The 10,345-nt window shown below is 57.6% G+C and carries 5 protein-coding genes and 1 pseudogene; all 6 read right to left on the reverse strand.

Annotated features, from left to right (window positions below):
• Positions 1-214 precede the first annotated feature (214 nt).
• Complete coding sequence (locus tag ACN0SW_RS19710; protein ID WP_417729610.1) at positions 215-3,121, reverse strand: UvrD-helicase domain-containing protein; 2,907 nt, start codon at positions 3,119-3,121, stop codon at positions 215-217.
• Positions 3,122-3,332: 211 nt separating this feature from the next.
• On the reverse strand, positions 3,333-3,911 hold the full coding sequence (locus tag ACN0SW_RS19715) for an exonuclease domain-containing protein (protein WP_417729611.1): 579 nt from the start codon (positions 3,909-3,911) through the stop codon (positions 3,333-3,335).
• A gap of 23 nt (positions 3,912-3,934) precedes the next feature.
• Complete coding sequence (locus ACN0SW_RS19720; RefSeq protein ID WP_417729612.1) at positions 3,935-4,420, reverse strand: hypothetical protein; 486 nt, start codon at positions 4,418-4,420, stop codon at positions 3,935-3,937.
• Positions 4,417-9,312: a DEAD/DEAH box helicase gene (locus ACN0SW_RS19725; protein ID WP_417729613.1), complete on the reverse strand. Its 4,896-nt coding sequence runs from the start codon at positions 9,310-9,312 to the stop codon at positions 4,417-4,419. Before ACN0SW_RS19725 ends, ACN0SW_RS19720 begins: the two co-directional genes overlap by 4 nt.
• A 217-nt stretch (positions 9,313-9,529) precedes the next feature.
• The gene (locus tag ACN0SW_RS19730) at positions 9,530-9,847 is read right to left on the reverse strand and encodes a hypothetical protein (protein ID WP_417729614.1); all 318 of its coding nucleotides are present in this window, start codon (positions 9,845-9,847) and stop codon (positions 9,530-9,532) included.
• Positions 9,848-10,222: 375 nt separating this feature from the next.
• Positions 10,223-10,345: pseudogene (locus tag ACN0SW_RS19735) on the reverse strand (integrase); the annotation flags it as partial.

The following is a 10,345-nucleotide window of genomic DNA, read 5'->3' on the forward strand; positions in this document are numbered from 1 at the left end:
TTCGAATACATCAACGGCTTCTACAATCCGCGCCGCCGACACTCAGCATTGGGCTGGAAAAGCCCTGTCGCCTTCGAACGAAAGGTGGCTTAAACGAGCACTTGGGGCGGCACGAAACCGCGACAGGTCCACTTACTACGAATGTCTGACAAGTGGGCTGCACATACAGGATCACTGGACGCTGTTCGACGTCGACTTGGGGCCGAAGTGCACCCTATGTCGTCTCCCGTATCTTCGACTTACCTTCACAATCGGGAAAGCGGACGCATCCGAGAAACGGTCCGAAGCGCCCGTTTCGTTCAACCAGCCAGCCATCAGGGCATATTGGGCACGCTTGCTGAATAGCGCCGCAATCCGTGCAGGTCGGCTCTTTTCCAGGCGTTTCACGTAGCGGCAAGCCGATGCCGCAGCCGGGGCATGCGGGCATCCGATTTCCGCAGAGCTTCACGTGCTCGCAACGATACCAGCCAGGTCCATCCTGGCCGGGCATATGGAGCAAGCGTCCGCCGCACTGCAGGCAGGTGTGCGTATGTTCAGCCGCTTCCCGCGGGCTGGCGACGTCGTAGCTCGGATCCTTCAGAAGTTCCGTGACGAAGGGTGATGGACGGGCTTCCGATGCCATGATTGTGACAGTGCGCCTGGCGCGCGTCATGGCGACATACATTACGCGTCGTTCTTCTGCATTGGTGAAGGGCTCGGCTTCTGGCGAGACCAGGCTCAGCAGGGGATCATCCACGATCATCGAGGGGAAACCCATCCGGGCATTGTCCGCGCCCAAAATGATGACGTGATCGGCTTCCAGCCCTTTCGAGGCATGGATGGTCTTGAAGTTGATCGACAGTCCAGGATGCCGTCGGCGGAGGTCTCGCAAATTCGGTTCGAGGAAACGGTATCGACCAAGCAGTAGCACTGAAGGTTGGCGGTCGCTGACCGTCGGTTCTGACGCCAGCGCAGCCAGGCTTGCCTCCATCACTTGATCGCCGGTTTCGCGTCTCGTCCAAGCGATCCTGATTGCAGGCTGATCTGTTTCACCAGCAGGTATGACCGTCTTCGTGATCTGTGCGGGATTGCAGAGGACAAAGCGCCGAGCAGCAAGTGCGATCTTGTCCACGGAACGAAAGGTTCTGCCAAGGTCAACCGCGCGGTGAACTCCGGATTGGCCGGCAAATTTTCCTCCGAACTCGGTTCCGAAGTTCCTCATGATATGGATGTCGGACCCCGCAAACCGGTAGATAGACTGCCAGTCATCTCCTACAGCGAAGATTTTTGCATCTGCATGCTGCGCCTTGAGTGCCTTGATCAGCTTTGCGCGGCCGGTTGAGATATCCTGAAACTCGTCGACAAGGATGTGGCGGAAGGGGCTTTCGTAGCGCCCGTTCTCCACCAGCGAAGTGGCCCGGTTCACCATGTCCTCGAAATCAATACGCTCACCGAGTCTGGACTGATATTCACGAAAAACGGCGCCGAATATCTTGAGAAATGCCTCAGCGCGTTTGCCCATCTTCAAGTTTGATGCCTTGTCTGCGCAATCGTCGATCCGGTAGCCACCGTTCTTGAAATGCCGCAGGAAGGTGGCGATGAGCGATGTGAAGCTGTCTACCACGCCGACCTGCGTGACTTGGTCGTAGATCTCGATGTCCGGGATGGGCCGGAAAGTAACATGGGGGGCGAGTTTTTCTGCGAGCGCTTCGAGCAGGCGGCCTTCCTCGCGCTCCCAGCTGTAGGTCTCGAGAAGGACTGTGCCATGTTCTGCATGGACCTGGCGTTTCCATTCCATGCCTTCGAGGTATTCATCCCGATCGACAAAGGGCGCTGTCGTCAGTTCTACGGTGCCGTCGCGCAATCGTCTTTTCCGAACGCCGAAGTGTTCAAGATAGACGCCACTCTCCGTTAGGCGGAAATCCGGTGTGTAGGCTCGCCGACCGGTCCCTTTCAGCTTGTGCTCGTAGGTTGGTTCGTACTCGTATTTGATGCCGTTCCGGTAGAGCCAGTTCGCGATCAGGAGTTCTTCGAAACTGTTGACGGTGTCGCCTTTCATCGTCCGCAGGTTGCGGCTTTCGACTTCGGAATACCAATCGTGAGCGGACTGGTAGTCCCAGGGCTCGGGGAAGTCATCGAAGAATCCCGCGAACCAGCCGATCACAGTTTCGGCCACTTCGACCAAGCGGCTGACGATATCCCGCAGGATGTCCTTGATCAGCGAGAGGAATGCCTTGTCATCAGTCGCAGTCGGGGCGAGCGGTGGCTTTTCGCCTTCGACTTCGCCGATGATATCATAGGCCAACGCGTGGAATGTACGGGCCGCAACCGGCACGCCGCATCGTGCTTCGATCCGCTCTGACATTTCCGTCGCCGCATCCTTTGCAAAGGCCAACAAGAGGAGCTCTTCGGGCGTTCTAATGCCGGCTTTCAACAGGTAAGCGGCTTTGGCGGTAATGACGCTGGTCTTGCCCGATCCTGCGCCAGCAAGAACCAGAGTGGCATCTTCATCGACCACGACGGACAACCGTTGTTCAGGCGTCAGTGGCATTGACTCAACGGTGTCGAAGAAACCTTTCCATTCGGTAAGTTGTCGATCAACGAAGGCATTGATCGCCGCTTCTCGTATCTGGTGAGGATCTCGCGCAAGAGTAGCAATCGGCGCTACGCGTTTGATTGCCTGTTCCCCCACCGCTTCTGGGTTCAGCTTGGAAAGGACCCTGCTGTTCATATTTGCAGCATGCCTGGCCAGAGGGTCGACCAGATGCGCAGAAGGGTACTGCTGCAGTGTCTTCAGAGCTTCCAACGAGGCGAGGAGGCTGGAAATCCCAGACTCCTCCTCGGTGAGTTTGTTGATGTTGAACCGCGTCCAGGCCTGTTCGGTTGCTTCCGCAAAGGATCGAGCGGCAGAAGCGCGCACAGCCGGCAGCAGGATTTGCCTTCCCCCATCGAGAGTCAGGGTGAGAGTTGAAAACAACAATCCCTTCTTCTGACGTGGGGCCGTGGCTATTTCACCAAACCCAACAACGCATGGAGTCCTACCGTCAACGCCGACACCAGCATCTTGAATGGACAATGTGCGAGCATGCCGTCGCAGAGGGTCAGAAAAAACAGCCAAGATGGGATTGGAAGTGAGTTTCATTGGCCTAAATTTTCCGTGTTTTCTGAGGCATAGCAGTTCTGAGCAAGAAAATGAAGCTGGCCTTGCCCCAGTTTTTTGCCGTTCCTGACACGGGGACGAGCATGTGTCTCTGACATCTGAGCTGCGGTTTCGTCCTCAGGCTCAGTGGCGACAGAGCAGCAATCTCGGTGGCGATATCTGACGGCAATCGCTGATTGCCGCGACGCATGGCTCAGGCGTCGTGGAAACAGACCTTTAGGCCTTTTGCCCTTTCCGCATGCAAGACAACTTCGGCCGCAGCTCTGGCATCTTCCCCGGCATCATGGTGATCGAAAGATAGCCGCAGATGCGACTTCAGCGACGCGAGCCCATGCCCTCCGTTTCCCTTCAACTCAGGCCATGCACGACGGGCAACGGTCACGCTGTTCTGCCAGTTCCAAACGGGTTCATCGCGTTTGAGTGCTGTGCATGCGGCTCGGAACGCGCTTCGGTCGAAGCCAGAATGCTGGTAGACGGTGAGGCCGCTGAGCGGGGCTTCGAGCAACAGAAGGGCGTCCGCGAAACTCGGCGCTCCTCTGACGGTGGATTGGCTGATCCCATGTAGGTCGGTGAATGCCCATGTCGATGTTCTGGGGTCGACGTAGGTCATCCAGGTTTCGATGGAATTGTCAGCGCGGACACACGCGACACCGATCTGACAAATGCTGGCCCGATCATGGTTGGCGGTTTCCACGTCAAGCGCGACAAATCGAAAGGGGCCTGAGGGGAATTCACGACTCACCGCCGCTCGACGTTTGAAGAAATTCAGCAATGGAATGACCTTTCGTGGGGCAATCAGTGCAGGCAGGAGGTCGGATCGTCGAAACGTCCAAGCCCTTCGATGCAAGTTTGTATTTCTGTCAAAGCGTCCTGTGCGTCATCAAGCTCCTGTCTTGCAAAGAACAGATCGGAGCGAACATTCGATAATGCGTTCTGCGTCTCATCCAGCTCCTCCAGGGCGGTTTTGAATGCATCGCGCATTTCCCGACTGTCATCCAACAGCTCGTTGTAATCGTTGACGAGCGAGTTGTAGCGGGTCTGGAGCCCATCGTATTCCTCAGCGCATTCGGTGAGGTTCGATTTGCAGGTGAACCCTTCGTAATTGCATTGGTAGCTTTCAAAGCAGGCGGCGTCTTGGCTGACGCATTTTCCGCGGCTGGAGCAAACCGTATCGCCATATCCAAGACAGGCTGGCCGATCGCCGATGCCACAGGAAAAGCTCTGTGCCGCTGAAATGGACGGGATCATGAAGATAACCGGAAGCAGCCGCAGAAAACTCATTTCGGCAGGTCCAGCTTCGGCAGTGCGTTCACGATCTTCATCGTCTCGAGGCTCACGGTGATGACGCGGCGGAAGAGATCCAGCGGATAGGCCGGGTCGCCCATGGTTTCGTTGGCGTAGTCGTTGGCGTCGTTGGCGATGCCGCTGGCCTTGTCGGTCTTGACCACCTGGCGTTCCATCACCCATTCCAGCGCGGGCTTTCCGTTAACGACGTAGTCGTATGCCTCCAGCGGGATGTCGGTCATGGCGATGTTGGCGTTGTAAATCACATTGGTCTTGTCGGTGTCACCGCGCTTGCCGGCGAATTTCATCTTGGTGACGCGGTAGAAGGCCACCGGGTCCTTCACCACCCAAGTGCGCGGATCGCCCTGCTTGTAGGTGACGGGGTAGGGCTCCACCGTCTCGTAATTCACATGCAGGTCGCCAAGGCGTCGTCCGGCTTCGGAGAAGGCGCGGAAATCGGCATAGGTCTTTACGCAGGGGATGCGGGGCAGTTCCTTGGTCAGGTTGTCTGCGTAGCGGTCGCGGTAGTCGGGCGAATGCAGCAGGCCGTAGACGTAGTAGAAGATGTCCTCCTTGGTGATCTCCTCGGCCGGATAGGCCGCTTGGAAATGCGCCAGCCCGGCATCGGTGATCGCGTCACGGCGCTGGAGGCCGGAGGACTGGCCTTCGAAGAGACCGCCAGGCTCCTCGTCCTGCTGGTCGTAGAGGTAGAGGGGGAAGCATTGAGCACCATCTCGATCCGCTGCATGGAGCGCAGGGATGCAACCTGTCATGAGGGCAGTAAATCCTCCTCTAAATCCTGGACCAGACATTCCAATCGCACGATTCTCTACCTCATCATTTGGAAAAACTTTGGGTATCTGATAGATCATCGCGTTTAGGTCTCGTCCAAAATACAGAGGGGATTTTGAGAACGGCCTATAGAGCCCCAGACGCACCGAAGTCTCGTGAAACGCATGTCGTCTTCCGCGCAGGAGATCGTTGGTAAAATTTCGATTCCAACTAATCTTAGTAGGATCGACTTTGAGAGCTCTTTCAAAATCCTCAAGGTTTCCAGACGCATTTCCTCGAGCAAGAATATCGTTGTATTCTCGAATCAAGCTCGAAATGTTCTCCATTAATTTTTTTGTCGAATTATTATAGCACCACGCATCGCGACCCGTGGCAACGCCGAGTGTGTATGTGGAAAACACAGTGAGAGCAGTTTTGTCCTTCTTGTCTCCGATCGAAAGGAATTTTTCAAACTCACCGCTTCGTTGTTTAATCCAGTCATGATGCTCATTGGGAACAATCTCCTGCCAGGCTTGGCGCTCCACTACACCACTGACACTTCCAAAATCTCGCACGATGGCCAGCTTTTGATCGCGAGTAAGATAGTCGCCGATGTCATGGAAGTAGATTTTTCCTGCCTCTGGTGCGTCGGGGTCCTTTACGAAGATGCAAATCGCTATTGGCGCACGACTGCCTGATCCGAACGTTTGCCCTCCCTCGCGGCGTGACCGTTCACCCGTGGTTCTTTGATTTCCGCGAAGATGGAAGACGTAAAGATTGCTAAATTCTTCTGCGAGGCAAGCTCTCATGCCATCTGCGGAATTTCCTTCCACCCAGCCCGCATTTGTTACGAACCCTAATACACCAGCGCTCCCGATCCTGTCAGATGCCCAGCGGAATGCACGAATGTAGCTATCATATAGGCTTTTGACAGAGGTTTGCCCTGATCTGGCCGCGTAGGTGCTGCGAAGCTTTTCGTCGAGTGCAGGATATCCGACGTTTGCATTGTTATCATTCGCGTTTGTCTGACCTGCAGAATACGGCGGGTTGCCAACGATCACCCGGATATCCAGCTCTTTCTGCCGGGTCCGGCGTTCGGAGTTGTCGGGCATGTAGAGCGCCAGTTCGTCGTCGCCCTCATACATCTGGAAGGTGTCGGTGAGGCAGATCCCCTCGAAGGGGACATACTCGTTCTTCTTGGCCTCGCCCTGATAGACCGCCTCGATGTTGATCGCGGCGATGTAGTAGGCCAGCAGAACGATCTCATTGGCGTGGATCTCGTGGCGATACTTGTGCTCCAGCTCCTCCGGCGCGATCAGGCCGGATTGCAGCAGCCGCGTGATGAAGGTGCCCGTGCCGGTGAACGGGTCCATGATGTGGACGCCGCGCGAGCCGAGGGACTGGCCAAAGTGCTCCTGCAACATCTCGTTGACCGAGTGCAGAATGAAATCGACGATCTCGACCGGCGTGTAGACGATGCCCAGCTTCTCGGTCGTGCGGGGGAAGGCGTTGCGGAAGAACTTGTCATAAAGTTCGACGATCAAGCGCTGTTTGGCCTGGGGGTCGGTGATACCGTGGGCGCGGTTGCGGACGCTGTCGTAGAATTTCTCAAGGTCCTTGGTTTCCTTGTCGATGCGGTTCTCGTCCAGCACGTCCAGCACCTGCTGCATGGCGCGCGAGACGGGGTTCTGGTCGGTGAACTGGTGCCCGGCGAAGAGCGCCTTGAACACCGGGCGCGTGATGAGGTGCTGGGCCAGCATCTCAATCGCGTCCTGTTCCGAGATGCTGTCGTTCAAGTCGTCCCGCAGCTCGGCGAGAAAGCCGTCAAAGGCCTCGCGGGCCTTGGTGCCCGGTTCAGCCAGGATGCCAGTGATGCGCGAGATGTGGCGCTGCGCGATCTCGGCGATGTTGGTGGCCCAGTCTTCCCAGTAATCGCGGGTGCCGCAGTTCTTGACGATCTTGGCCATGATGGCCTTGGAGAATTCGTCGATGAAGAGTTCGTATTGCTCGGCAGAGGGGCCTTCGATGACGATGTCGCCACGGTCGCCGCCCTGGCCAACGCCGGCCTGGGGCTGCGCCCTGCGCGTGGGGAGTTCGGTCACCTCGTGGGTGATGGATTTCAGCTCCTCGGATTCCCGGGTGACGCCGACGATCTCGATGCGGTCGGAGACGTCCTGACCGAGGGAGGCCTGGTTGATGGTGCCGTCGAAGCGTTCGTCGTGGGCGCGCAGGGCGTTCAGGATCTGCCAGACGACGCGGTAGCGTTCGTTGTCGCGCAGGGCTACCTCGGGTTCGACGCCGGCAGGGACGCCCACGGGCAGGATGACGTAGCCCATCTTTTTGCCCTCGGCACGGCGCATGACGCGGCCGACGGACTGCACAACGTCGATCAGGGATTTGCGCGGATGCAGGAACATTATCGCATCAAGCGCGGGAACGTCGACACCCTCGGACAGGCAGCGGGCGTTGGTCAGGATGCGGGCGGTGTTGCCCTCGGCGTCGTCCTTCAGCCAGTCGAGAAGCTGGTTGCGGGACTTGGCGTTGAAGGTGCCGTCGACGTGCTCGATCTCGATGTCGAGACGGTCGGGATCGGCGGGCGCGTCTTCCTCGATCAGGGCATCATCGCCCGTGTATTCCGCCACGACATGGGCGAACTCGTCTCGAATAAGTTTGGAGGCCGCGATGCTCTTGCAGAAGGCAAGGGCGCGTTTCATCGGTTTCGGATCGAAGGAGATATCCTGTTTCAGGTTCTGCTTCGTCAACGCCTTGTAGCAGCCAATGATTTTGGTGGCGTCGTCGAGGTCGAGTTCGGAGTTCTGGTCAGCCAGACGTTTCTGGACATTGGCGCTGACGAGGCCTTCGTCCATGGCGAGGACGATCACCTTGTAGTCGGTGAGCAGACCCTTTTGAACGGCCCACCCAAAGCCCTTGTGGAGCAGCGTCTTGCCGTAGAGCGCCTCGTCATCCATGGAGGCCAGCACGGCGGCTTCCTCGTCCGCTTTGGTCTTCACCGCATCGCCGAAGATCCGCGGCGTAGCGGTCATGTAGAGACGCTTGCGGCCGGCGACATAGCTGTCGTCGTGGATGCGAACGAAATTGGAGTCCTCGTCACCGGCCAGCGTGGCACCGGTGGTCCTGTGCGCCTCGTCGCAGATGATTATGTCGAAGGGCGGCAGTCCGGCCGTCTGCGCAGCATCGAGGACGCCGATGGACTGGTAGGTCGAAAACACGACTGTCATGCGTTCGGGATCATCCTGACCCGCCTTGGCCACCAGCCGTTCCGGGTTGGTGGTCGCCGGGAAGGCGAGGTCATGCGCCTCGATTTCGGCGGCATCATCGTTCGACACCCGACGTTTGCCGACCTGCGCATCCGAGCAGACGGCAAAGGACCTTAGCGGAGTGTCGGTGTCGTTTGTCCATTCCCGGACGGTCTGGGACATCAAGGCCAGAGACGGCACCATGAAAAGGACGCGGCCTCCCTTGCCGACGAGGTCTTCGGCGATCTTCAGGGAGGTGAAGGTTTTGCCGGTGCCGCAGGCCATGATGAGCTTGCCTCGGTCAGCTTCCGCCAGCCCGGCGCGGACGGCGTCAAGCGCCTCGATCTGGTGGGGGCGGAGCTTTTTCTTGGCTGAAAGGACAGCCTCGCCCTTGACCCCGAAAAGCGCCCAGTCGATCGGACTTTCCCGCAGATGTGTCAGTGATAGGCGAACAACGGGAATGGATTGCCCCGTGACCATCTCCTCGGCATTGGTTCCCCAGTCCACCTCGGTCGTGTCGATTACCACCCTCCGGACGAAGGGAGCCTTGCCGGACGCGGAGATAAAGCTGTCAATGTCCGCTTTCTGGATCCGATGCGTCGCCGCGTAGAACTTGCACTGTATCGCCGCGAAGCCTTCCTCATTCCGAAGCTTGGCGACCAGGTCTATCCCGATGTCCTTGGCGTTTCGCCCAGTCTCGCTGGCCCAGTCGGACCATGTCCACACCTGGGAATATTCCTCCGCCTGGACCGGATCAGTCATCAGAAAGGCGCAGGCGAGACGCTCGAGGTAGGTACCTTTTTCGCGTTCCGTAACTGCCGCGGTTCTGTACGAATTCAATAGGTCATCAAGTGCGGTCATGTCTGGTAACTTTATGAAAGTGCGTGAAAATCAGGAGGCGTTGTCGGTGGAGGTTAATGGCAATCTATGCAGCAAAACATCCGCTGCTCAACCCCAAATGGTGTCCATGAATTCCGATTTCTCTGACAGGCCGCAATGCTTCTTTTGGTGCTGCAGTGGTCCCGGAAATTATTCGCGGGCGTTTGCGAGCAGGAATGTGTTTCCTCGCGGGCTCGCTCTATGAAGGCGCACAACGCCAGCCTACTGGAACACGAGCCCGGTTCAGGAAGAAGGTTATGAAGTCAATTTTGCCAGGCTCGCAGGCGATGGGTGCCGCCTCCTCAACGGGTGGCATGCTCAGCAAGAGCACCAGCGGGTTTCCGTACTTGGGCTTTTGACCCTGATTTATGTCTTTGCCGTTCGCTTGGGTGTGCATATCCAGTCTGAATCCAAACTCGAATTTGACCACCAAAGCATCCTCTTCGCTCGGCCGGATATTGTTGATGTTCGTGAGCAGGTGCGTTTCAAATTTGGGTCGCGCGGCGAACACAAACACACCTTCGACATGCTGGTCGTCAAGGCCTCAGGAGAGCGCGTCGCCTGTACAGTCAAGCCAACCGCTGGCCTCGTTTCTGGATCCTTCATGGAAGAGATGGAGGTTATTGCCTGGTGGGTACAGGAGAAGAAGTTTGCTTCGTCTGTCCGGCTTCTGACCGAAAAAGACATCGATCCCGTCGCTCTTCACAACGCGAACATCAATAATGCAATCCGAGATGTTGACCCTGAGGCACAAGATGCTGCTCGAACGGCTGCGCGACAGTTGCGTGGCGCCATCAGCATCAAGGCACTCACCGATGAGATTGGCCTCCAGGCCCCAGACGTAGCTCATGTCGGTGCCGACGCCGACGTCAAGGCTGTCGGTGTTGCCGCTGGCCGAGGTGAACGCCCGGTTCAACTGTCGCGGCGACAGCGGATTGATCTTGGGTTTGCCCGGGAAAAGCCAGCCTTCAGGGCGGGACTCGCGCCAATACTCGCGCAACAACGCAAGCAGGTT

It is taken from the genome of Roseovarius sp. (assembly GCF_048262375.1).
Lineage (GTDB): Bacteria > Pseudomonadota > Alphaproteobacteria > Rhodobacterales > Rhodobacteraceae > Roseovarius.